This is a genomic window from Agromyces sp. NPDC127015 (assembly GCF_042725165.1).
GTDB lineage: Bacteria > Actinomycetota > Actinomycetes > Actinomycetales > Microbacteriaceae > Agromyces > Agromyces chromiiresistens.
This window is the reverse complement of sequence record NZ_JBHXDI010000004.1, coordinates 150,062-172,428: the sequence shown is the minus strand read 5'-3', so window position 1 is coordinate 172,428 and position 22,367 is coordinate 150,062. Positions and strand designations below refer to the sequence as shown.

Here is a 22,367-nt window from a genome sequence, read left to right as displayed (position 1 = left end):
TGGTCGGGGGGCCACGCGGCATCCGGTTCGTCAGTGGCGTCGGACGGGATGTCTCTGCGGCCGACCGTTGCGGGCGTGGCAGGCTGGCCTCGTGAGTGAGTTCGTCGCGTCGTCGCCCGATGCCCTGCCCGACTCCGTCGGCGAGGCGGTCGCCGCCCTCGTCGCCGAGATCGGCGCCGGGCGGAACCGAGCGCTCATCGAGCGCATCCTCGCGTCGGGGGCGCGGCTCGGGCTCGACGGCACCGACCGGCTCGACCTGAAGATCACCGCGGCGGCCCTCGAGGAGATGCGGCAGGCGTTCCGTTTGTTCGCGCCGTACACCGCCGTTCCCAAGGTCACCGTCTTCGGGTCGGCACGCATCGCCGCCGACGACCCGCTGTACCGCCAGGCGCAGGGCGTCGCCGCCTCGCTCGCCGATGACGGCTGGATGGTCGTCACCGGGGCAGGACCGGGCATCATGCAGGCGGCGGCCGAGGGCGCCGGTCCCGCGCTCGCGATCGGCGTGTCGATCCGACTGCCGTTCGAGGAGAAGCCGAGCGCCGCGATCGCCGTCGACGAGCGGCTCGTCACGATGAAGTACTTCTTCACCCGCAAGCTCATGCTCATGAAGGAGTCGCGCGGATTCGTCTGCCTGCCCGGCGGGTTCGGCACGCTCGACGAGACGTTCGAGCTCCTCACCCTGCAGCAGACCGGCAAGGCCGAACCCATGCCGATCGTGCTGCTCGACGCCGAGGGGGGCACCTACTGGACGAGCCTGCGGCGGTACGTCGAGACCGAGCTCGCACCGCTCGGCATGGTCTCGCCGGGCGACCTCGATCGCGTGCTGATCACCGACTCGGTGGATGAGGCGGTCGCCGAGATCACCGGCTTCTGGCGCAACTACGACTCGCTCCGCTGGGTCGGCGACCGCCTCGTGCTCCGGCTCAACGCCGAACCGAGCGATGCCGAGGTCGCCGAGCTCGACCGTCGCTTCGGGCGGCTGCTCACGAGCGGGCGCTTCGCCCGCTCCGAGCCGCTCGCCCCGGAGCAGGCCGACCGCGACGCGCTCGACAAGCCGCGACTCGTGTTCGAGCTCGACCCGCACCGGGTCGGCGAGCTGCACGAGGTGATCCGGGCGATCAACGCGCTGCCCTCGGCGCCCGCCAGGGCGACCCCGCCATCGGTGCCGGGGGACTGACCGCCGGGTTGCGGATGCCTCGAACGGACCCGTTCCGCGGGTGACGGCGGCTCGCGGCATCCGATAGGCTTGAATGTCCGCTCCGAGGGGAAGCGGCCTGAGAGCTGAATAGAGGAGGCCGGAGATGGATATCGACCTCAGCATGCTTCGCATGGTGGAGCGCGAGAAGGAGATCCCGTTCGAGGAACTGGTGCAGATCATCGAGCAGGCGATCCTGATGGCCTACCTCAAGCACCAGAACCCGAACCAGCACGGGCATTCGAACCCGAACGGCGCCCGCGCCGAGCTCGACCGCAAGTCGGGGCACGTCACGATCTACGTGCCCGAGCTCGACGACGAGGGCAACGTGATCGGCGAGGCCGACGACACTCCGAACGACTTCGGTCGCATCGCGGCGTTCGCCGCGAAGCAGGTCATCATGCAGCGCCTGCGCGACATCGCCGACGATGCGGTGCTCGGCGAGTTCCGCGGCCGTGAGGGCGACATCGTGGCGGGCATCATCCAGCAGGGGCCGAACCCGAAGATGGTGCACATCGACCTCGGGACGGTCGAGGCGATCCTGCCTCCCGAAGAGCAGGTTCCGGGCGAGGAGTACCCGCACGGCCAGCGCATCCGCGTGTACGTCACGAGCGTCGCGAAGGGGGCGAAGGGTCCGTCGATCACGGTCTCGCGCACGCACCCCGCGCTCGTGCGCAAGCTCTTCGCGCTCGAGGTGCCCGAGATCGCCTCGGGTGTCGTCGAGATCGTCTCCCTCGCACGTGAGGCCGGCCACCGCACCAAGATCGCGGTGCGTGCGAACCAGCCCGGTGTGAACGCGAAGGGCGCAGCGATCGGCGAACTCGGCCAGCGCGTGCGCGCCGTGACCGCCGAGCTCGGCGCCGAGAAGATCGACATCGTCGACTGGTCCGACGACCTCGCGACCTTCGTCGCCTCCGCCCTCTCGCCGGCGAAGGTGACGAGCGCCTACGTGATCGACGAGCAGACGCGCGCGGTGCGCGCCCTCGTGCCCGACTACCAGCTGTCGCTGGCGATCGGGAAAGAGGGGCAGAACGCCCGGCTCGCCGCGAAGCTCACGGGAGCGAAGATCGACATCCAGCCCGACTCGATCCTCGAGCAGGGCTGACCGCCGCGAGGCGGTTTCGACCCCGGTCGGTGGCCCCGTCGGCGGGGCATGAGCGCAGAGTGTAAGATGGAACCCGTCAGAACGTGCATCGGATGCCGTTCGCACGCCCCGCGATCCTCGCTTCTGAGGGTCGTTCTCCAGGAATCCCAGGTGGTCGCAGACGATGCGGCCGTGCTTCCGGGGAGAGGCGCGTGGTTGCATCCGACGCTCGAGTGCTACCGCCTCGCAGTCCGGCGTCGTGCTTTCGCGCGGGCGCTCCGCATCCGCGGCGAGGTGAGCACCACCAACGTAGAGAACAGGCTGAACGGCTAGTGATCACCAATGAGTGACAAGTAATGAGCGGCTCGAAATGAGTCCCGTCCGCCATTGATGGTCTGCCCCTGTCCGGGTGCAGGCCCGGAACAGGAGAGAAGTGGCTGCCAAACCACGCGTACACGAGATCGCATCCGAACTCGGTGTCGACAGCAAGATCGCCCTTGAGAAGCTCAAGGAGATGGGCGAGTACGTCAAGGGACCCTCGTCGTCCATCGAACCCCCCGTCGCACGTCGCCTGAAGGCGGCGCTCGAGGCCGACGGCGCCGCGAAGGGCGCCGCACCGGCGGCCCCGGCCGCGCCCGCCAAGGCCGGGGTGAAGCCCGGTCCCAAGCCGGGCCCCAAGCCCCCCGCGGTTCCGGCCCCCGAAGCTCCGGCTCCCGCCGCGCCCGCGCCGGCCGACGCGCCGCTGACCGTCGCCGAGCGCCAGGCCCAGGCCGAGGAGAAGGCGGCGCAGGCCGCCGCCGAGAAGGCCGCCGCCGAGCAGACGGCTGCCGAGAGCACGCCCGCCCCGGCGAAGTCCGGCGATGCGGTGAAGCCCGGCGGCGCCGCGAAGCCCGGCGGCGCGGCGCCCCGCCCCGCCCCGAAGCCCGGCGCCCCGCGCCCCGGCAACAACCCGTTCTCGAGCTCGCAGGGCATGGGCTCCCGCCCCGCCCAGCCGCGCCCGGGCAACAACCCGTTCTCGAGCTCGCAGGGCATGGGCCAGCGCCCGAGCCCCGGCAACATCCCGCGGCCCCAGGCGCCGCGGCCCGGTTCGCCGCGCATCGGCGCCCCGCGTCCCGCGGGCGGAGGCCGCCCCGGCGGCTTCCAGCGCCCCGGCGGTGCCGGAGCACGTCCCGGCGGTCCCGGCGGTGCCGGTGCCGGTGCGGGCGGCGGCTTCCAGCGGCCCGGCGGCGGCTTCGGCGGCCCGCGTCCCGCGGGTGGCGGCGGTCGCGGACGTGGTCCCGGCGGCGGCACGGCCGGTGCGTTCGGTCGTGGCGGCGGCAAGTCGAAGTCGCGCAAGTCGAAGCGGACGAAGCGGGCCGAGTTCGAGATGCGGGAGGCTCCGTCGCTCGGCGGCGTGAGCGTTCCCCGCGGCGACGGCAACACCGTCATCCGTCTGCGTCGAGGCTCCTCGATCTCCGACTTCGCCGACAAGATCGACGCGAACCCCGGTTCGCTCGTGACGGTGCTGTTCCACCTCGGTGAGATGGCGACCGCGACCGAGTCGCTCGACGAGGCCACCTTCGAGGTGCTCGGCGCCGAGCTCGGCTACAAGATCCAGGTCGTCTCGCCCGAGGACGAGGACCGCGAGCTCCTCGAGGGCTTCGACATCGACCTCGACCAGGAGCTCGAGGACGAGACCGACGAGGACCTCGCGCAGCGGCCCCCGGTCGTCACCGTCATGGGCCACGTCGACCACGGCAAGACCCGACTGCTCGACGCCATCCGCAACGCGAACGTCGTCGCGGGCGAGGCCGGCGGCATCACCCAGCACATCGGTGCGTACCAGGTGCACACCGAGCACGAGGGCATCGACCGTGCGATCACCTTCATCGACACCCCGGGTCACGAGGCGTTCACCGCCATGCGTGCCCGCGGTGCGCAGGTGACCGACATCGCGATCCTCGTGGTCGCCGCCGACGACGGCATCATGCCGCAGACGATCGAGGCGCTGAACCACGCCCAGTCGGCCAACGTGCCGATCGTGGTCGCGGTGAACAAGATCGACAAGCCCGACGCCAACCCGGCGAAGGTGCGCCAGCAGCTCACCGAGTTCGGCCTCGTGGCCGAGGAGTACGGCGGCGACGTCATGTTCGTCGACGTGTCGGCTCGCGAGGGCATCGGCATCCAGGAGCTGCTCGACGCGGTCCTGCTCACCGCCGACGCCGGCCTCGACCTGCGTGCGAACCCGAACAAGGCCGCGCGCGGTGTCGCGATCGAGGCGAAGCTCGACAAGGGGCGTGGCGCCGTGGCGACCGTGCTCATCCAGTCGGGCACGCTCAAGGTCGGCGACGCGATCGTGGCCGGTACGGCCTACGGCCGCGTGCGCGCCATGGCCGACGAGAACGGCGACCCCGTGACCGCCGCGACCCCGTCGCGTCCGGTGCAGGTGCAGGGCCTCTCGAGCGTTCCGCGCGCCGGCGACACGTTCCTCGTCACCGACGAGGACCGCACCGCCCGCCAGATCGCCGAGAAGCGCGAGGCCGCCGAGCGCAACGCGCAGCTCGCCAAGGCCCGCAAGCGCATCTCGCTGGAGGACTTCACGCGTGCACTCGAAGAGGGCAAGGTCGAGGCGCTCAACCTCATCATCAAGGGCGACGTGTCGGGTGCCGTCGAGGCGCTCGAGGAGTCGCTCATGAAGATCGAGGTCGACGACTCGGTGCAGCTGCGCATCCTCCACCGCGGTGTGGGTGCGATCACCGAGAGCGACATCGACCTGGCCACGATCGACAACGCGATCGTCATCGGGTTCAACGTGCGTCCCGACGTGAAGGCGCGCGAGCGCGCCGCCCGCGAGGGCGTCGACGTGCGCTTCTACTCGGTCATCTACAACGCGATCGACGACATCGAGAACTCGCTCAAGGGCATGCTCAAGCCCGAGTACGAGGAGGTCCAGTCGGGTGTCGCCGAGATCCGCGAGGTGTTCCGCTCCTCGAAGTTCGGCAACATCGCCGGTGTCATCGTGCGCAGCGGTACCATCACGCGCAACGCGAAGGCCCGTGTCATCCGCGACGGCGTCGTGGTCGGCGACAACCTCGCCATCGAGTCGCTCCGCCGGTTCAAGGACGACGTCACCGAGGTCCGTACGGACTTCGAGGCGGGCATCGGCCTCGGCAAGTACAACGACATCCAGGTCGGCGACGAGATCGAGACCATCGAGATGCGCGAGAAGCCTCGCGTGTGACCGAACGGCCCGGGGCGGCTCGCCGCCCCGGGCTTCGCTCGGAAGGAGCACTGACCACCATGGCTGATCCGGCACGTGCCAGGAAGATGGCCGACCGCATCAAGGAGATCGTCGCCCGGCGTCTCGACAAGGGCCTTCGCGACCCGCGTCTGGGCTTCGTGACGATCACCGACGTGCGCGTCACGGGCGACCTGCAGCACGCGAGCATCTTCTACACCGTGTACGGCACGGACGAGGAGCGTCGCGACTCCGCGCTCGCGCTCAAGGCGGCCACCGGGATGCTTCGCAGCGAGGTCGGCCGCAACATCACGGCGCGGCTCACCCCGTCGCTCGAGTTCATCGCCGATGCGATCCCCGAGAACGCCGAGCACATCGAGGAGCTGCTGCGCGAGGCGCGCACGCGCGACGAGGAGACGACTGCGCTCGCGGCGACCGCCGAGTATGCGGGGGAGGCCGACCCCTACGTCAAGCCGCGCGAGCTCGACGACGAGGCGGACGACGAGTTCGACGAGGCCGAGGCGCGCTGATCGCGGGCGGCTGCCGTCCGGTCAGCCGTGCCGTGGTCCGCGCACGCCGAGCAGTGCGCCCTGCACCTCGGCGACCCGGGCGCGCAGCGCTGCGATGAAGGCGAGCACCGTCGGCTGCCGCAACGCCTCGGGGCGGCAGACCAGCCAGTAGGGGAGCCGCTCCTCGATCGCATCGGGGAACAGTCGAACGAGATCGTCGTGCCGGTCGGCGAGGAACGCGGGCAGCAGGCCGAGGCCGGCGCCGGCGCGGGTCGCGTCGACCTGGACGTACACGTTCGTGCTCGAGACGGTGTCGACCATGCCCTGCGTCGGGCGGCGCGCCTCGTCGAGCGCGTCGACCTGCAGCATCGACTCGATGAAGTAGACGAGCGGGGCGCCCGCGAGCTCGCGCGGTGAGGCCGGGGTTCCGTTCGCCGCGAGGTAGTCGCGGCTCGCGTAGAGCCCGAGCACGTAGTCGGCGACGTGGATCGCCTCGGCCTTCTGCACGTGCGGCTTGCCGACGACGACCTCGAGGTCGATGCCGACGCGCTGCTGCGTCGCACGGCGCTGCGCCGCGACGATCTCGAGCGTGACTCCGGGATGCTCGCGGCGCACCGCCACGATCGCAGGCGACGCGATGAACCCGCTGAACCCGTCGGTCGCCGAGAGCCGGACGACGCCCGTGAGGGTCGTGCCGCCGGGTCGCAGGCCGTTCATCGCCTGCTCGACGGCCTCCGCCGATGCCACGGCGTGCTCGCCGAGCGGTGTGAGCACCCACCCCGAGGCGCTGCGCGCGAGCACGCGCCCGCCGAGGGCGTTCTCGAGCGCGTCGATCCGCCGAGCCACCGTCGTGTGGTTGAGGCCGAGCTCGGCGGCGGCGAGGGTGTAACGGCCGGCCCTGGCGACCGCGAGCAGCACGAGCAGGTCGTCGGGGCTCGGTGCGGGGCGCGGGTCGGAGGCGAGGGTCATCCCTGCATGCTCGCACACCCGACCGGTGCGTGCAGGCGGCGGTTCCGCGGTTCAGGCGTCGGGCAGCGCGAGGCCGCCGTCGACCTCGACGGCGAGGCCGTCGGCGACGAGTCCCGAGACGGCGCGGTCGAGCTGGCCGCGGTCGGCCCAGACGACCGACAGCTCGTCGCGCGTCACGGGACGGTGGGCGGCGCGGAGCTCGCGCATGACGAGGCCGCGCACCTGCCGGTCGGAGCCCTCGAATCTCGCCTGCCGGGGCTTGCGCGGCCCGACGTACGGCGGGTGGCCGGCGGCGCGCCACGCGCATCGATCGCGAATGGGACACGAGCCGCACTGCGGCGCGCGCGCCGTGCAGACGGTCGCCCCGAGCTCCATGGCGGCCGCGTTGAACGCCCGCGCCGCGTCATCCGCCTCGGGAAGCAGTGCGGTCATCGCGGCGAGGTCGCGCACCGTCGACGGGGGAGCGGGCTCAGCCCGGCCGTCGACGGCGCGGGCGATCACGCGCCGGGTGTTCGTGTCGACGACGGGTACGCGAACGCCGAACGCGAACGCGGCGACCGCGCGTGCCGTGTACGGGCCGACGCCCTGCAGGGCGAGGAGCGCATCGACGTCACGCGGCACCTCGCCGCCGTGCCGCTCGACGATCTCGACCGCGGCCCGGTGCAGCCACAGCGCCCGGCGCGGGTAACCGAGGCGGCCCCACGCGCGCACCGCTTCGGACGCGGGCTCCGCGGCGAGGCTCGCCGGGGTCGGCCAGCGCTCGACCCACGCCTCCCAGCGCGGGACGACCCGGTCGACCTGGGTCTGCTGCAGCATGAACTCGCTGACCAGCACGGCCCAGGGCGAGACGTCGGCGGCGCGCCACGGCAGCGGGCGGGCGGCGCCGTCGAACCACGCGACGACCACGTCGGCGATCGAGGAGGCATGCGCGCGAGGCATCCCTCCAGCCTAGGGCGACCCGGACGCCCCGCGGCTATGCTCGCTCGTATGCGCCTCGTCACCACGCCTCGGGTCGCGTTCCTCCGCGAACTCGCCGCGGAGATCGCGCAGCGGTACGGCCGCGGCCGGATGATCGTCGCCGTCGACGGTCCCGTGCAGAGCGGCAAGACCGCCCTGGCGGACGATCTCGGAGCGGTGCTCGAAGAGGCGGGGCACGCGGTGTTCCGCGCGCGCATGGAGGGGTTCCATCGTTCCCGCGCCGCACAGGACGCGTTCGGCGACGACACCGCGGAGCGCTACTACCGGTACGGCTTCGACGAGTCGGCGCTGAAGCGCGTGCTCGTCGAGCCGTTCCGCATGGCCGGCTCGACCGCGTTCGTCACGCGCGTGCTCGACCCCGATCGCGACGCATGGGTCGAGCCGAGGTGGATCACCGGCCCCGCCGACGCCATCCTCGTGCTCGACGGGCGCTTCGTGCTGCGCGAGCGGCTCGACGACCTCTGGGACTACCGCATCGTCGTCGACGGCGAGCCGGTCGATGCCGCCGACCGGCTCGCCTACGCCGATCGCGACCCGCGCGCCGTCGCCGACGCGCTCGTCGATCTCACCGAGCCCGAGCGGCCGATCAGGCGCTGATTCGCACCTCACGAAGGCCTTCTGCGATGTACCCCGATCGGAGTACCCCGTCTTCGGGGGACATCTGTGCCGATCTGTGCCCGAAACGGTAGCGCGTCCCCCTCTTTGAGGACATAATGAACTGATTGCCCAAGCCCCCGGCAGGCAGCGAAACCCGACGCAACACCCGAGCACCACCCGAATTACCCGAACATCCCGCAGAGATCGGCGCGACCACCCGTTCGCGCCGATCGTCGCTGCGCGATCGACCCGACCCCGCGCGTGCACCGCACGCCGCCCGTCGGGTCGATCGCCCAGCGACCGCGCCCTGACGCGCTCTCCGCTCGTTCGCTCCACCCGGTTTTCGCCGCCCCCGCTGGGCCGAACCCAGGAGATATCCCGAATGAGCAAGCTCGGCGTCGGTCTGACGCACGATGCCCACGGCGACGTCCGCATGCGGAAGCGCCCCACTCACAACCCGGTGCGGCGCCTCGCCGCGGCCGTGGCCGCGCTCGCGCTCGGCGCGGGCCTCGCGCTCGTCGGCGTTGCCGCCCCCGCGTCGGCGCACCACAACACGATCACGGCCGAGGCCGTGTGTTCGACGGACGGCACGACGGCCGACATCACGTGGACCGTCGCGAACTCCGAGGATCTCCAGGAGACGATCACGAAGTCGTCCGACGAGTCGATCGTCGCGACCGGGACGACGATCCCGGCGAGCGGCGAGGTCACGTTCGTGCAGCAGGGCGCCGCGCTCGGCGAGACGCACGAGCTGAAGCTGTCGGCGAAGTGGTCGAACAACCAGAAGGCGAACAACGCCGGCGCCATCACGCTCGACAGCGCGCTCTGCGGCGACGGGGGCGGCGAGGGCGAGATGAAGGTCTGCCCGAGCTACCTCCCGAACGGGACCGACAAGATCGACACGACCGGCGACCCGAAGACCGTGACGGTCACGGCGCCCGACGGCAAGCTCATCGACTACTACTGCGTGAAGGCCGGCTCCGTCAAGAACGGCAACGGTCCGCAGATCATCGACGTCGAACCGCCGGCGAAGACGGTGACGATCACCTACCCCGGCGGCAAGGCGATCAGCCACTACTCGGTGCACTACGTCGACGAGCCCGGGCAGCCGCAGATCGTCACGATCGAGGCGGCGCCGTCGCACATCGACCTGTGCGGCATCGGCAACGACACGTTCCAGCTCCCCTCCGACACGCAGGCGATCGACTGGTCCTTCATCGGATCGGTCGCATCCGGTGAGGTCACCGTGAGCGCCGCGGCGAAGCTCGGCTACATCTTCGCCGAAGGCGCGAAGACCTCGTGGACGTTCACGTTCACCGACGAGCCGTGCGAGGAGGAGCCCGAGGTCATCACGATCGACGTCGTTCCCACGTCGGCCGACCTCTGCGGCACCGCGAACGACGGCTACACCCTGCCGAGCGACACCGACGCCATCGCCTGGTCCGAGTCGGGCTCGGTCGCCGAGGGCGAGGTCGTGGTCACTGCGACCGCCAAGGACGGCTACCGATTCGCCGACGACGCGACGACCTCCTGGACGTTCGCCTTCACGGACGAGCCGTGCGAAGAGGAGCCCGAGGTCGGCGTCATCGAGGTCGTCCCGACCATGGTCGACCTCTGCGGCACCGCGAACGACGGCTACACGGTTCCGAGCGACACCGACGACTACAGCTGGTCGACGACCGGTTCTGTGGCCGAGGGCAAGGTCGTCGTGACCGCGACCCCGGCCGAGGGCTACGTCTTCGAAGAGGGTTCGCAGAGCGAATGGACGTTCGTCTTCACGAACGAGCCGTGCGCCGAGCAGCCCGAGGTCGTCACGATCGAGATCGGGCCGCGGTCCGTGGACGCCTGCGGTACGGCGAACGACGGCCACTACCTCCCCGAGGACACCGACGCCATCACCTGGAACGTGACCTCGGTCGAGCCCGGCGTGGTGACCGTCACCGCGACCGCCAACCCCGGCTACGTCTTCGCCGAGGGCGTGCAGACGAGCTGGACGTTCACCTACACCGACGAGCCCTGCCGCGCCACGCTCGAGGGCTCGGTCGCGACGGGGGTCTGCGAGGCGAACGCGCCGTGGATCTTCTTCACCGTGCAGCTCGACGACCCCGACGGCACCGTGCAGAACCGTGCCGTGCAGCTGGTGCTGAGCGACGGAACGAACACCGAGACGCTCGAACTGGGCGAACTCGATGAGGACGGCACCCTCGAGGGCCGCACGCTGTGGCCGGGCGCCTCGGTCGACGACGAGGGCAACGCCGACGGCTGGCCCGGCTGGGAGCAGCTCGAGGACGGGACGTGGGCCGAGACCGACGGCAACTTCGCCTGGACCCGCGACCTCACGAGCGCCACGCTCGTCGTGAACCCCGAGCTCTCGGTCGCGCTCAGCTACCCGCCGGCGACGCCGGACTGCGTGGCCGCTCCGCCGGTGCCCGAGACCCCGGGCGAGCCCGGTGGCGAGGGCGAGGCGCCGTCGACCCCGACCGCGTCCGGTGGCTCCGACCTCGCCGAGACCGGCTTCGCCGGCACCTCGATCGCGATCGTCGCGGGAGTGATCGTGCTCGCGGGCGCCGCCTTCGTGGTCGTCGCACGCCTGCGCCGCAAGAAGGCCTGAGGCCCGAGCGGCGCTGATCAGGCGCACTGAAGGAGGGGGTCCGGTTCGCCGGGCCCCCTTCGTCGTCGCTCGGACCGGGCGGGATGCCTCGGGCGGCAGGCGCCCGAGGCATCCGCGTCAGACGGGCACTGCCGCGAGCACGCGCTCGTCGGGAAGGGGAGCACCCGCCGCCTCGACCTCGTGCACGAGTGCCGTGAGCGCTCGACTCACGGGCGCGTCGCGGCCGACGACGGCCGCCTCGCGCACGACGGCGCCGTTGAGGAAGTCGATCTCCGTCGGCTGCCCGCGACGTACGCTCTGCTGGGTGGAGCCGAGGTTCGGCACCGAACCCATGCGCACGCGCATGAGCCACGGCAGCACCTGCCCGAGTGCGAGCGGCAGCCGGGCGAAGAGCCGCAGCCGCCGGTCGCCCAACCCTTGGAGTGAACCGAACCGCACGCCGCGTGCGATGCCGACGCGCACCGTCTCCCGCATCGACGCGGCGACCACCCGGCGCAGCCTGCGATCGTCGATGACCGCCTGCACGCTGCGGCCGACGATGGCGGGCACCGCGTTGACCATGTTCACGACGAGCTTCGTCCACTGGGCGCCTCGGAATCCGGCGATCGCGACGACCGGCACGGCGTCGGAGAGGATGCGCGCCAGGCGAACCGACTCGGCGTCGGGTGCTCCGTCGCCGCGGCCGAGGTAGCTCGTCGCCGGCGTCGTCACCCGCACGACCCCCGGCTCGGTGTAGTTCGCCGCGATGATCGAGAGCAGGCCGACGCACGTCGACGACGGGAGCAGGCGCTCCGCCGTCGCGACGCCGTCGAGGCCGTTCTGCACGACGACGACGGGGACGCCGTCGACGAGCGCCGCATTGGCCTCGATGGCCGCGGCCGCGTCCTGCGCCTTCGTGCAGACGAGCACCAGATCCGGGCGCACCGACAGCGTCTCGGCAGCCGCGACGCTCACGTGCGCATCACCGTATCCGCCGCTCAGCCGGATCCCGTGCTCCCGGATCGCCGCGAGCCCCGCGCCCCGCGCGGTGACCTCGACGTCGTGTCCCGCCCTGGCGAGCAGCGCCGCGAACGTCCCGCCGAGCGCGCCCGCGCCGATGATGCCGATCTTCACGGCATCCAGCGTAGGGCCGCGGACCTCGTCGGCCCGCTGGGCGGCGCGGCCGCCCCGTCGGCCGCGGCCGTCCCGGCTGTTAGCCTGTAGGGCGTGAACAGCGGCATCCTCCTCGTCGACAAGCCGCAGGGAATCACCAGCCACGACGTGGTCGCCCGCATGCGCCGGCTCGCCGGCACCCGCAAGATCGGGCACGCGGGCACGCTCGACCCCATGGCGACCGGCCTGCTCGTGCTCGGCGTCGACAGTGCCACCCGGCTGCTGCACTACCTCGTGGGCCTCGACAAGGAGTACTTCGCGACGGTGCGCCTCGGCTTCGGCACGACGACCGACGACGCCGAGGGCGACCCGCTGCCGCGAACGCCGGAGGGCGATGCCGTCGTCGCGGCGCTCTCCGAGGCCGGCGACGGCGGCGCCGAGGAGATCCGCACCGCCATGCACGCCTTCACGGGCGAGATCGACCAGGTGCCGAGCTCGGTGAGCGCCGTCAAGATCGACGGCAAGCGCGCCTACCAGCGGGTGCGCGACGGCGAGACGGTCGAGATCACGCCCCGCCGGGTGACGGTGTCGGCCTACGACCTGCTCGCGGCCCGGCCCGCGGGCGACGGATGCCTCGACCTCGACGTGCGCGTCGAATGCTCCTCCGGGACCTACGTGCGGGCGCTCGCCCGCGACCTGGGCGCTGCGCTCGGCACTGCGGCCCACCTCACCGCGCTGCGACGCAGCCGCATCGGCCGATTCGCGGTGGACGAAGCCGGAACGCTCGAGGGATTCGACGTCGCGGAACGGCTCATCGCCCCCGCCGACGCGGCCCGGCGCGCCCTCCCGATCCTCGACATCACCGACGGCGAGGCCGTCGACCTCGGCCACGGCAAGCGCATCGCCGCGGGGGCCGCTGCCGCCGAGTCATCCGAAGCCGTCGCCGCGATCGCGCCGGGCGACCGCCTCGTCGCGATCGTCGAGCGCCGCGGCGCGCAGTGGAAGGTCGTCACCGGATTCCCGCAGGAGCAGAGCGCATGATCGACTGGTTCACCTGGCTGCAGCTCGCGGTCGCCGTCGCAGCCGGCCTGCTGTGCCTTGCGCTCGGCCTCGCCGGACGCAAGCCCAGCGACCTCAGCCTGGGATCGGTCGCGGTCGTCGAAGTGCTGCTCGTGGCGCAGGTCGTGATCGCGATCGTCGCGCCGCTCGTCGGCAACGCACCGACCGGGAGCGCCCTCGAGTTCTGGGTGTACCTCGTTGCGGCCGCACTCGTGCCGCCCGCCGCCGCCTTCTGGGCACTGCTGGAACCGAACCGGTGGTCGACGGTCGTGCTCGGCGTGGCGGCGCTCGCGGTCGCCGTGATGGTCTATCGCATGTACCAGATCTGGACCGTGCAGGGCATCTGAGGTCCTGTGCTTCTGAGAGAATCGAACGTCATGGAACGACTGCAGAGCGCCCCCGCCCCGACCGGACCGGCCGGCACCCGCACCCGCATGAGCGGCGTCGGTCGCGTGCTCGTCGCCGTCTACGGGGTGCTCGCCCTCGCGGCGCTCGGCCGGTCGTTCGTGCAGATCGTGTCCAAGTTCGACGAGGCCCCGCTCGCGTACGCGCTCTCGGCGCTCGCGGCGGCCGTCTACGTGGTCGCGACCATCGCGCTCGTGCGGCCGGGGCGGGCCTGGTACCGCGTCGCCTGGGTGACGCTCACCTTCGAGCTCACCGGCGTGCTCGTCGTCGGCGCGCTGAGCATCATCGATCCGGCCCTCTTCCCGCACGACACCGTGTGGTCGTGGTTCGGGCGCGGGTACCTGTTCATCCCGCTCGTGTTGCCCGTGCTGGGCATGTGGTGGCTCGCGAAGCACCGGCCGGTCGAGGCGGGCGCCGCGTGAAGACCTTCAAGGGACTCGATGCGGTGCCGCACGGCTTCGGGCCGACGGCGGTCACGATCGGCAAGTTCGACGGCGTGCACCGCGGCCACCGCGAGATCATCGCGCGGCTGCGCACGATCGCCGAAGCGCAGGACCTGGCGACGGCGGTCGTCACCTTCGACCGCAACCCGCTCGCGCTCCTCGCGCCCGACAAGTGCCCCGAGTCGCTCGTGAGCAACCGGCAGAAGCTCGAGCTGCTCGCGACGACGGGCCTCGACGCCACCGTGCTGCTGCCGTTCGATCGTGCGCTGGCGTCGGTGCCGGCGACGGAGTTCGTCGAGCGGGTGCTCGTCGACACCCTGCACGCGAAGGCCGTGCTGGTCGGCCGCGACTTCCGCTACGGCGCCCGCGGCGCGGGCGACGTGGCGCTCCTCGCCGACCTCGGCGCGACGTTCGGGTTCACGGTCGAGGTCGTCGACGACGTCGCCCCCGACGGAGAACGTCGCGTCTCGTCGAGCTGGGTGCGCGAGCTCCTCGCCGAGGGCGACGTGCGCCGCGCGACCGAGCTCCTCGGCCACACGCCGACCGTCTCGGGCATCGTCGTGCACGGCGCCGCCCGCGGGCGCGAGCTCGGGTTCCCGACCGCGAACCTGACGCCCGAGTCGGAGGGGCTCATCCCGGCCGACGGCGTGTACGCGGGCTGGCTCACCGACGCCGGCACGCGCTATCCGGCGGCGATCTCGGTCGGTGACAACCCGACCTTCGAGGGCGTGCCGAAGAAGCAGGTCGAGGCGTACGTGCTCGACCGCGAGCTCGACCTCTACGACCATGTCGTCGACGTCGAGTTCGTCGAGCGGATCCGTGGGATGGTCGCGTTCACGACCATCCCGGCGCTGATCGACACCATCCGCGACGACGTCGAGCGCACGCGCGGCATCCTCGGCCTGTGACCGGCGCCGCACGGCCGCTCTGGGCGGGCCGCGCCCTCGCCCTGATCGGCATCGCGCTCGTCGCGTTCAACCTGCGCACCGGCGTCGCGTCGCTCTCGCCGATCATCGTGCGGGTCGAGCACGAGATCGCGTTGGCGCCCGTCGTCGTGGGCCTGCTCGGCATGCTGCCGCCGCTCTGCTTCGCCGTGTTCGGCATCGCGACGCCCCCGCTCGTGAAGCGCTTCGGGCTCGAGCCGCTGCTCGTCGGCGCGCTCATCGCCCTCACGGCGGGTCTCGCCTGGCGCGGTCTCGCCGACTCGGCGCTCGCCCTCGTCGCGGCCGGAGCCGTGATCTTCGCCACGACCGGAATCGGCAACGTGCTGCTTCCGCCGCTCGTGAAGCGGTACTTCCCCGATCGCATCGGACTCGTGACGACGATCTACGTGACGGCGATGTCGATCAGCACGTTCGTTCCGCCCCTCGTCGCGGTGCCGGTCGCGGATGCGGCGGGCTGGCGCGTCTCGATCGGCGCCTGGGCCCTCGTGGCGGTCGTCTCGGTCGTGCCCTGGATCGCGCTGCTCGTGCACCCGAAGCGGGACGCCCGCGACGCGCTCCCGGAGGAGCCGGCCGCGGGCGGTCTCGGGCGCGTCGTGCGTTCCCCCGTCGCGTGGGCGCTCGCCGTCATCTTCATCGTGAGCTCGTTCAACGCCTACTCGGCATTCGCCTGGCTGCCCCGGGTGCTCGTCGACATCGCGGGTGTGACGCCGGCGCAGGCCGGCGCCCTGCTGTCGCTGTACGCGGCGATGGGGCTGCCGGCGGGCATCGTCGTGCCGATCGTCGCGGCCCGGTACGGCCGGGTCCGCCTGCTCGTCGCGGTCTCGATGGCGGCCTTCGTGCTCGGCTACCTCGGGCTGCTGCTCGCGCCCGAGACGGCCACCTGGCTCTGGGTGGCGCTCGCGGGGATCGGTCCGCTGATGTTCCCGCTCGCACTCGTGCTCATCAACCTGCGTTCGCGCACCCACGCCGGCGCGGTCGCGCTGTCGGGCTTCGTGCAGTCGATCGGGTATCTCGTGGCCGCCGCGGGGCCGCTGCTGGTCGGCTTCGTGCACGCGACGACGGGCGACTGGACGGTGCCGATCATCCTGCTGCTCCTGTCGATCGTGCCCGGTGCGATCGCTGGCGTCGTCGCCGCGAAGCCGCGCTACGTCGAGGACGCCGGCCCGCGCTGACCGCCCGCGCGGCGGCCGAGCGGCGGCCGAGCGGCGCCGGCGGTCGGGAACCCCCCTCACGCTCCTGCGGTGCCACGCGCCGACGGCAGCTGAACCCGTGCCCGGGAGACGGCGTCCGGGGGCGCGTCGGGCATGCTCGACGCGCCGCGAACCGGTGCGGCGTCAGACGACGAGGTCGGGACGGTGCACGAGCGCGGCCGCGCCGATGAGCGGGCCCTCGTCGGAGAGGCCCGAGGGCACGATGTCGACCCTGGTCGCGAAGCTGAACGCGGTGCGCTCGGCGACGGCGGCGCGGGCATGGTCGAACAGCACGGGGGACACCCGGGAGAAGCCGCCGCCGATCGCGACGAGATCGAGGTCGAGCAGGTTCGTCGCCGAGGCGATCGCCTGGCCGATCGCTCGGCCCGAGCGTTCGACGGCGGCGATGGCGACCGCATCGCCAGCCGCGTGGGCGCGGGCGAGATCTTCGCCCGTGGTGCCCTGGAAGCCCTGCGAGCGCGCCCAGGACACGGTTCGCGGACCGGATGCGACGGCCTCGAGGCAGCCGCGGCCGCCGCACGCGCACCGGTCGTCGAAGCCGCCGACCTCGATGTGGCCGATGTGGCCGCCGTTGCCGGTCGGGCTCGCGACGGCGCGACCGCCGATCACGATGCCGCCGCCGACGCCCGTCGAGACGACCATTCCGAGCAGGTTCTCGGCCTGCTGGCCCGCGCCGACCCAGTGCTCGGCGAGGGCGATGCACAGCCCGTCGATGCGGAGGGTGACGGGAACGCCCGGCACCGCCTCGACGAGCAGGTCGCGCAGGGGGTGCCCGCGCCAGGCCGGCACGTTCAGCGGCGACACGCGACCGGTCGCCACATCGATGGGCCCGGCCGACCCTGCGCCGACGCCGACGAGCCCGGCATCGCCCGGCAGGGAGGCGAGGGCGTCCGCCACGACCGTGCGCACGGCGTCGTCGAGTTCGGCCGCTGCGGCGGTCGGGCCGGTGGGGCGGCGGTGGCGGGAGCCGGGCACGAGGCGGCCGGTCTCGTCGACGAGGGCGGCTTCGACCTTGGTGCCGCCGAAGTCCACGGCGAGCGCGAGGGGCGTGGGCATTGCACCAGCATAGGCGCGCAGCATCCGTGCCCGGAATGCTCATATGAGCAGGAAGGCCCGCGAGTGTTGCCGCTGAGCACCGCGCTGCCTACGCTGGGAGGGAGGCGGACGGAGGCGCATGGACGAGATCGACGAACTCCTCTCGATCAGGGCGGCCGAGCTCTACTACGAGGAGAACAAGACGCAGGACGAGATCGGGCAGGCACTGAACCTCACCCGGTGGAAGGTCGGTCGACTTCTCGCGCAGGCGAAGCATCGGGGGTTCATCCGCATCGAGATCGTGCACCCGCGCGCGAGGCGTCTCCCGATCGAGCGACGCCTGCGCGACGAGCGCGGCCTCGACGACGCGATCGTCGTGTCGTCAGCCGGCGTCGCATCGATCGAAGAACTGCAGGCCCGCACGGCCCAGGCGGCCGCCGACTACCTCACCGCGCTCCGGCCCGTTCCGCGCACCCTCGGCGTGAGCTGGGGGCGCACCCTGTTCGAGATCTCGCAGCACCTGCGCAACGGCTGGGCCACCGGCGTCAACGTCGTGCAGATCAACGGCGGTGTGAGCCTCAACCGTCGCGCGGGCACCGCCGCGGCGACGGCGGTCTCGATCGCGCAGAAGGGCGGCGGCCAGGCGACGCTCCTGCCGAGCCCCGCGATCCTCGAGCGGCTCGAGACGAAAGAGGCGATCGAGTCCGACCGCGTCGTCGCCGGAGTGATCGAGCTCGCCAGGTCGGCCGACGCGTACCTCTTCAGCGCCGGCGCGGCCGACCACAACTCCGTGCACGTCGAGAGCGGCTACCTGTCGCCGACCGACGTCGACCTGCTCGTCGCCAAGGGTGCGGTGGGCGACGTCGTGGGGCGCTACATCGACTCCGACGGCAACATCGTCGACCCGGCGCTCGACGCGCGCACGGTCGGGCTCACGCTCGACGAACTCCGCGCCGCACGGCTCGCGATCGCAGTGGTGGCCGGCCCGGCCAAGCACGCCGTGGCCGACGCCGTCGTGCGCAGCGGCCTCTGCTCGGTGCTCGTCACCGACGAGGCGACCGCACTCCATCTCCTCGACGGCTGACGCCGTCCACCCATGAACGAAAGCCAGGTCACCCCCATGTCAGCTCCGGTCAACCCCGGCACCGCGCTCGTCACCGCGCGCGAGCGAGCGCTCGCCGTGCTCGGCGGCGAGCCCGACGACCAGACCCTGGGCCGCTACCTCCACGGCATCCCCGGGGTCGACGCGGTCGGGCTCGAGCAGCGCGCCGCCGCCCTCGGCACCCGGTCGATCAAGACGACCTCGAAGCGCTGGGCGCTCGACAAGATCATCTCGCTCATCGACCTCACGACGCTCGAGGGCGCCGACACCCCGGGCAAGGTGCGCTCGCTCGTCGCAAAGGCGATGAACCCCGACCCGGCCGACCCCACGGTGCCGCGCGTCGCCGCGGTGTGCGTGTACGGCGACATGGTGCCGTTCGCGATCGAGGCCCTCGGCGCCGCGCACGGCGACCCCGACGACGGGCTCATCTCGGTCGCCGCGGTCGCGACCGCCTTCCCGTCGGGCCGCTCGTCGCTCGAGATCAAGCTCGCCGACACCGCCGAGGCGGTCGCCGCGGGCGCCGACGAGATCGACATGGTGATCGACCGCGGCGCCTTCCTCGCCGGCCGATACGGCGAGGTCTTCGACCAGATCGCGGCCGTGAAGGAGGCCTGCCGTCGCCCCGACGGCACGAGCGCGAGCCTCAAGGTGATCCTCGAGACGGGTGAGCTCGTGACGTACGACAACGTGCGTCGCGCGTCGTGGCTCGCGATCCTCGCGGGCGGCGACTTCATCAAGACCTCGACCGGCAAGGTGGCCCCGGCGGCGACGCTGCCGGTGACGCTGCTCATGCTCGAGGTCGTGCGCGACTGGCACCGCCTCACCGGCCACCGCGTCGGCGTGAAGCCGGCGGGCGGCATCCGCTCCTCCAAGGACGCGATCAAGTACCTCGTCACGGTCGCCGAGACCGTCGGCGAAGAGTGGCTCGTGCCGCACCTGTTCCGCTTCGGCGCCTCGAGCCTCCTCAACGACGTGCTGCTGCAGCGGCAGAAGATGACCTCCGGGCACTACTCGGGCGCCGACTACGTGACGATCGACTGACTGGACTGAACATGAGCTTCCTCGACTACGCGCCGGCCCCCGAGTCGCGCGCGATCCTGTCCCTCCGCGACAGCTACGGCCTCTTCATCGACGGCGAGTTCGTCGACGGCCGCGGTACTCCCTTCCAGACCATCTCGCCCTCGAGCGAAGAACGCATCGCCATGATCGCGAACGCGAACGAGGCCGACATCGACGACGCGGTCGCCGCGGCCCGTCGCGCCTACGACCGGGTCTGGTCGAAGATGAGCGGCCGCGACCGCGGCAAGTACCTCTTCCGCATCGCGCGCCTCGTTCAGGAGCGAGCCCGCGAGCTGGCCGTCGCCGAGTCGCTCGACAACGGCAAGCCCATCAAGGAGTCGCGCGACGTCGACGTGCCGCTCGTCGCCGCCTGGTTCTTCTACTACGCGGGCTGGGCCGACAAGCTCGACCACGCCGGTCTCGGCGCCGATCCGCGTTCGCTGGGCGTCGCCGCGCAGGTGATCCCGTGGAACTTCCCGCTGCTCATGCTCGCGTGGAAGATCGCGCCGGCGCTCGCCGCCGGCAACACGGTCGTGCTGAAGCCGGCCGAGACGACGCCGCTCACGGCGCTCATCTTCGCTGAGATCCTGCAGCAGGCCGACCTGCCCGCGGGCGTCGTGAACATCGTCACGGGCGCGGGCGACACGGGCGCGGCGCTCGTCGCCCACGAGGGCGTCGACAAGGTCGCCTTCACGGGGTCGACCGCAGTCGGCCGCGCCATCGCGAAGCAGATCGCCGGCACCGACAAGCGCGCGACCCTCGAGCTCGGCGGCAAGGCCGCGAACATCGTCTTCGACGACGCGCCGATCGACCAGGCGATCGAGGGCATCGTCAACGGCATCTTCTTCAACCAGGGCCACGTCTGCTGCGCCGGCAGCCGCCTGCTCGTGCAGGAGAACATCCACGACGAGGTCGTGGAGCGGCTGAAGACCCGCCTCTCGACGCTGCGCCTCGGCGACCCGCTCGACAAGAACACCGACATCGGCGCCATCAACTCGCGCGAGCAGCTCGACCGCATCCGCGCGCTGAGCGACGCGGGCGTCGAGGAGGGCGCCGAGCGCTGGAGCGTTCCGTGCGAGATCCCCGAGAACGGGTTCTGGTACGCGCCGACCATCTTCACGAACGTGCAGACCTCGAGCCGCATCGCGCGAGAGGAGATCTTCGGTCCGGTGCTCTCGGTGCTGACCTTCCGTACGCCGCAGGAGGCGATCGCGAAGGCCAACAACACGCCGTACGGCCTGTCGGCGGGCATCTGGACCGACAAGGGCAGTCGCATCCTCGCGGTCGCCGACCAGTTGCGCGCGGGCGTGATCTGGGCGAACACGTTCAACCGCTTCGACCCGAGCTCGCCCTTCGGCGGCTACAAGGAGTCGGGCTACGGTCGCGAGGGCGGCCGGCACGGCCTCGCCGCCTACCTGTCGCCCGCCCCGATCGGCCGTTCGGCCGCGCAGGTCACGGCCGGCCGGTCGGGCGCGCAGCGCCGCATCGAGGGCGCGGATGCCTCGGCTGAGGCATCCGCGTCGAAGCCGAAGCCGCGCGCTCGACGAGCGGGCGCCGTGAAGAAGGGAGCTGCGAAGTGAGCCGCCTCGCCGTGCCGAAGACGTACAAGCTCTACATCGGCGGCGCGTTCCCGCGCAGCGAGTCGGGGCGCACCTACGAGGTGGTCGCGGCCGACGGCCGCTTCCTCGCGAATGCCGCGAAGGCGTCGCGGAAGGACGCGCGCGACGCGGTCGTCGCCGCACGCGGCGCCGTCGCCGGCTGGGCCGGCGCGACCGCGTACAACCGCGGCCAGGTGCTGTACCGCATCGCCGAGGTGCTCGAGGGCCGTCGCGCCCAGTTCGCCGCCGAGATCGAGGAGGCCGAGGGCGTCTCCCGCGCCGTCGCCGCCGCGCAGGTCGACGAGGCGATCGACCGCTGGGTCTGGTACGCCGGCTGGGCCGACAAGTTCGCCCAGGTCGCGGGCAACGCGAACCCGGTCGCGGGCCCGTACTTCAACATCTCGGTGCCCGAGCCGAGCGGTGTCATCGCGGTCATCGCACCGCAGGACTCGTCGCTCGTCGGCTTCGTCTCGGCGCTCGCGCCGGCGCTGGTGGCGGGCAACTCCGTCGTGATCGTGGCGAGCGAGCGCTTCCCGCTGTCGTCGATCAGCCTCGCCGAGGTGCTCGCCACGAGCGACGTGCCGAAGGGCGTCGTGAACGTGCTCACCGGCTCGCCCGCCGAGATCGCGCCATGGCTCGCGAGCCACGCCGACGTCAACGCGATCGACCTCGTCGGCGCGGGCGGGCTCGACTGGGTCTCGCTCGAGATCGACGCGGCCGACACGCTCAAGCGCGTGCTGCGTCCCGAAAACGGGCCGGATGCCGCGGCTCCCGCCCTCGGCCGCATCACGGCATTCACCGAGACGAAGACCGTCTGGCACACGAAGAGCCTGCGCTAGGCGGCGCGCGATGTCGGGCCGGCGAGGCGCGTCGGACGAGCGGGGTCGCCTCGTCTCCGACCCGTTCGAGTACCGCGTCGCGAAGGACGGCGCGGTCCTCGTGTCGCGCGGCGGCCGGGTCGTCGTGACGGTCGGCGGCTCGACCGCGGCCCGGCTCACGGCCGGGCTCGAGCGAGCCGAGGCCGCCGGCGACGACATGGCGGCGCAGCACCTGCTTGCCCGGGTCACCGGCAACTACCGCCGAGGCAATGAGCGGCGGTGACGGGTGCGCGGCGGTCGCGCTCGGCGGCCGCCGCCGATCTCCCGCGCACGAGCGCGACGATGCAGGCGGTCGTGCCGGCGGAGGGCTGAGTCCGCTCGCCGACCGGCCCGTTGCGCGGTGGTGCGCGTGCGGCCGCGGCATGCCCGCGGCACGAGGCA

The 22,367-nt window shown here is 72.1% G+C and carries 21 protein-coding genes; 17 read left to right on the top strand and 4 right to left on the bottom strand.

Annotated elements, in window-relative coordinates:
- Window positions 1-91: 91 nt before the first annotated feature.
- The 5 genes from ACFWGP_RS13035 (at window position 92) to rbfA (ending at window position 6,026) form a co-directional block, all read left to right on the top strand.
- Window positions 92-1,177: a TIGR00730 family Rossman fold protein gene (locus ACFWGP_RS13035; RefSeq protein WP_376931098.1), complete on the top strand. Its 1,086-nt coding sequence runs from the start codon at window positions 92-94 to the stop codon at window positions 1,175-1,177.
- Between the two features lie 124 nt (window positions 1,178-1,301).
- Window positions 1,302-2,300 carry a transcription termination factor NusA gene (gene nusA / locus ACFWGP_RS13030; protein ID WP_231431426.1) on the top strand — a complete coding sequence of 333 codons (999 nt, stop codon included), beginning with the start codon at window positions 1,302-1,304 and terminating at the stop codon, window positions 2,298-2,300.
- Window positions 2,301-2,348: 48 nt separating this feature from the next.
- Window positions 2,349-2,612: a YlxR family protein gene (locus tag ACFWGP_RS13025; RefSeq protein WP_308191657.1), complete on the top strand. Its 264-nt coding sequence runs from the start codon at window positions 2,349-2,351 to the stop codon at window positions 2,610-2,612.
- Window positions 2,613-2,712: 100 nt separating this feature from the next.
- Window positions 2,713-5,499 carry a translation initiation factor IF-2 gene (gene infB, locus ACFWGP_RS13020; protein WP_376931097.1) on the top strand — a complete coding sequence of 929 codons (2,787 nt, stop codon included), beginning with the start codon at window positions 2,713-2,715 and terminating at the stop codon, window positions 5,497-5,499.
- A 59-nt stretch (window positions 5,500-5,558) separates the two neighbouring features.
- Window positions 5,559-6,026 carry a 30S ribosome-binding factor RbfA gene (gene rbfA / locus ACFWGP_RS13015; protein WP_231431423.1) on the top strand — a complete coding sequence of 156 codons (468 nt, stop codon included), beginning with the start codon at window positions 5,559-5,561 and terminating at the stop codon, window positions 6,024-6,026.
- A 21-nt stretch (window positions 6,027-6,047) separates the two neighbouring features.
- Here rbfA and ACFWGP_RS13010 read toward each other — a convergent pair whose 3' ends face one another.
- Entirely contained in the window at window positions 6,048-6,974 is a 927-nt protein-coding gene (locus ACFWGP_RS13010) for a LysR family transcriptional regulator (RefSeq protein WP_231431422.1), read from the bottom strand.
- A 51-nt stretch (window positions 6,975-7,025) separates the two neighbouring features.
- Window positions 7,026-7,913 (bottom strand): A/G-specific adenine glycosylase, encoded by an 888-nt coding sequence (locus ACFWGP_RS13005; RefSeq protein ID WP_231431421.1) that lies wholly within the window; start codon window positions 7,911-7,913, stop codon window positions 7,026-7,028.
- A gap of 48 nt (window positions 7,914-7,961) precedes the next feature.
- On the opposite strand from ACFWGP_RS13005, the gene ACFWGP_RS13000 reads away from it, so the two are divergent.
- Complete coding sequence (locus ACFWGP_RS13000; protein WP_376931096.1) at window positions 7,962-8,549, top strand: hypothetical protein; 588 nt, start codon at window positions 7,962-7,964, stop codon at window positions 8,547-8,549.
- A 382-nt stretch (window positions 8,550-8,931) separates the two neighbouring features.
- Complete coding sequence (locus ACFWGP_RS12995; RefSeq protein ID WP_376931095.1) at window positions 8,932-11,160, top strand: hypothetical protein; 2,229 nt, start codon at window positions 8,932-8,934, stop codon at window positions 11,158-11,160.
- A gap of 117 nt (window positions 11,161-11,277) precedes the next feature.
- On the opposite strand, the gene ACFWGP_RS12990 is transcribed toward ACFWGP_RS12995, so the two are convergent.
- Complete coding sequence (locus ACFWGP_RS12990) at window positions 11,278-12,273, bottom strand: ketopantoate reductase family protein (protein ID WP_376931094.1); 996 nt, start codon at window positions 12,271-12,273, stop codon at window positions 11,278-11,280.
- Between the two features lie 93 nt (window positions 12,274-12,366).
- Between ACFWGP_RS12990 and truB the strand changes: the two genes are divergently transcribed.
- Genes truB through ACFWGP_RS12965 form a run of 5 tightly spaced genes read left to right on the top strand, consistent with a single transcriptional unit; the run spans window position 12,367 to window position 16,275 of the window.
- Window positions 12,367-13,293: a tRNA pseudouridine(55) synthase TruB gene (gene truB, locus ACFWGP_RS12985; protein ID WP_275506695.1), complete on the top strand. Its 927-nt coding sequence runs from the start codon at window positions 12,367-12,369 to the stop codon at window positions 13,291-13,293.
- Entirely contained in the window at window positions 13,290-13,658 is a 369-nt protein-coding gene (locus ACFWGP_RS12980; RefSeq protein WP_231431416.1) for a hypothetical protein, read from the top strand. The genes truB and ACFWGP_RS12980 overlap by 4 nt, the downstream gene beginning before the upstream one ends.
- A 30-nt stretch (window positions 13,659-13,688) precedes the next feature.
- Complete coding sequence (locus ACFWGP_RS12975; RefSeq protein ID WP_231431415.1) at window positions 13,689-14,138, top strand: hypothetical protein; 450 nt, start codon at window positions 13,689-13,691, stop codon at window positions 14,136-14,138.
- Window positions 14,135-15,067 carry a bifunctional riboflavin kinase/FAD synthetase gene (locus ACFWGP_RS12970; RefSeq protein WP_275506696.1) on the top strand — a complete coding sequence of 311 codons (933 nt, stop codon included), beginning with the start codon at window positions 14,135-14,137 and terminating at the stop codon, window positions 15,065-15,067. Before ACFWGP_RS12975 ends, ACFWGP_RS12970 begins: the two co-directional genes overlap by 4 nt.
- Window positions 15,064-16,275, top strand: a complete 1,212-nt coding sequence (locus ACFWGP_RS12965) for an MFS transporter (protein ID WP_376931093.1) — start codon at window positions 15,064-15,066, stop codon at window positions 16,273-16,275. The genes ACFWGP_RS12970 and ACFWGP_RS12965 overlap by 4 nt, the downstream gene beginning before the upstream one ends.
- Window positions 16,276-16,437: 162 nt before the next feature.
- Here the strand turns inward: ACFWGP_RS12965 and ACFWGP_RS12960 are convergent, their stop codons facing one another.
- Window positions 16,438-17,370 (bottom strand): ROK family protein, encoded by a 933-nt coding sequence (locus ACFWGP_RS12960; protein WP_275506698.1) that lies wholly within the window; start codon window positions 17,368-17,370, stop codon window positions 16,438-16,440.
- A gap of 118 nt (window positions 17,371-17,488) precedes the next feature.
- Between ACFWGP_RS12960 and ACFWGP_RS12955 the strand changes: the two genes are divergently transcribed.
- Genes ACFWGP_RS12955 through ACFWGP_RS12935 form a run of 5 tightly spaced genes read left to right on the top strand, consistent with a single transcriptional unit; the run spans window position 17,489 to window position 22,209 of the window.
- On the top strand, window positions 17,489-18,433 hold the full coding sequence (locus tag ACFWGP_RS12955; protein WP_231431411.1) for a sugar-binding transcriptional regulator: 945 nt from the start codon (window positions 17,489-17,491) through the stop codon (window positions 18,431-18,433).
- A 36-nt stretch (window positions 18,434-18,469) separates the two neighbouring features.
- Entirely contained in the window at window positions 18,470-19,492 is a 1,023-nt protein-coding gene (gene deoC / locus ACFWGP_RS12950) for a deoxyribose-phosphate aldolase (protein ID WP_231431410.1), read from the top strand.
- Window positions 19,493-19,503: 11 nt separating this feature from the next.
- On the top strand, window positions 19,504-21,090 hold the full coding sequence (locus tag ACFWGP_RS12945) for an aldehyde dehydrogenase family protein (protein ID WP_275506699.1): 1,587 nt from the start codon (window positions 19,504-19,506) through the stop codon (window positions 21,088-21,090).
- Window positions 21,087-21,947, top strand: coding sequence for an aldehyde dehydrogenase family protein (locus tag ACFWGP_RS12940; RefSeq protein ID WP_275506700.1), 861 nt, complete (start codon window positions 21,087-21,089; stop codon window positions 21,945-21,947). The genes ACFWGP_RS12945 and ACFWGP_RS12940 overlap by 4 nt, the downstream gene beginning before the upstream one ends.
- A 10-nt stretch (window positions 21,948-21,957) precedes the next feature.
- On the top strand, window positions 21,958-22,209 hold the full coding sequence (locus ACFWGP_RS12935; RefSeq protein ID WP_275506701.1) for a hypothetical protein: 252 nt from the start codon (window positions 21,958-21,960) through the stop codon (window positions 22,207-22,209).
- Window positions 22,210-22,367: the final 158 nt, after the last annotated feature.

Bases quoted from the DNA above. Each gene is read 5' to 3' on its own strand.
- nusA (WP_231431426.1), top strand. From the start codon at position 1,302: ATGGATATCGACCTCAGCATGCTTCGCATGGTGGAGCGCGAGAAGGAG.
- ACFWGP_RS13025 (WP_308191657.1), top strand. From the start codon at position 2,349: ATGAGCGCAGAGTGTAAGATGGAACCCGTCAGAACGTGCATCGGATGC.
- rbfA (WP_231431423.1), top strand. From the start codon at position 5,559: ATGGCTGATCCGGCACGTGCCAGGAAGATGGCCGACCGCATCAAGGAG.
- ACFWGP_RS13010 (WP_231431422.1), bottom strand. From the start codon at position 6,974: ATGACCCTCGCCTCCGACCCGCGCCCCGCACCGAGCCCCGACGACCTG.
- ACFWGP_RS13005 (WP_231431421.1), bottom strand. From the start codon at position 7,913: ATGCCTCGCGCGCATGCCTCCTCGATCGCCGACGTGGTCGTCGCGTGG.
- ACFWGP_RS13000 (WP_376931096.1), top strand. From the start codon at position 7,962: ATGCGCCTCGTCACCACGCCTCGGGTCGCGTTCCTCCGCGAACTCGCC.
- ACFWGP_RS12995 (WP_376931095.1), top strand. From the start codon at position 8,932: ATGAGCAAGCTCGGCGTCGGTCTGACGCACGATGCCCACGGCGACGTC.
- ACFWGP_RS12980 (WP_231431416.1), top strand. From the start codon at position 13,290: ATGATCGACTGGTTCACCTGGCTGCAGCTCGCGGTCGCCGTCGCAGCC.
- ACFWGP_RS12975 (WP_231431415.1), top strand. From the start codon at position 13,689: ATGGAACGACTGCAGAGCGCCCCCGCCCCGACCGGACCGGCCGGCACC.
- ACFWGP_RS12960 (WP_275506698.1), bottom strand. From the start codon at position 17,370: ATGCCCACGCCCCTCGCGCTCGCCGTGGACTTCGGCGGCACCAAGGTC.
- ACFWGP_RS12955 (WP_231431411.1), top strand. From the start codon at position 17,489: ATGGACGAGATCGACGAACTCCTCTCGATCAGGGCGGCCGAGCTCTAC.
- deoC (WP_231431410.1), top strand. From the start codon at position 18,470: ATGTCAGCTCCGGTCAACCCCGGCACCGCGCTCGTCACCGCGCGCGAG.
- ACFWGP_RS12945 (WP_275506699.1), top strand. From the start codon at position 19,504: ATGAGCTTCCTCGACTACGCGCCGGCCCCCGAGTCGCGCGCGATCCTG.
- ACFWGP_RS12935 (WP_275506701.1), top strand. From the start codon at position 21,958: ATGTCGGGCCGGCGAGGCGCGTCGGACGAGCGGGGTCGCCTCGTCTCC.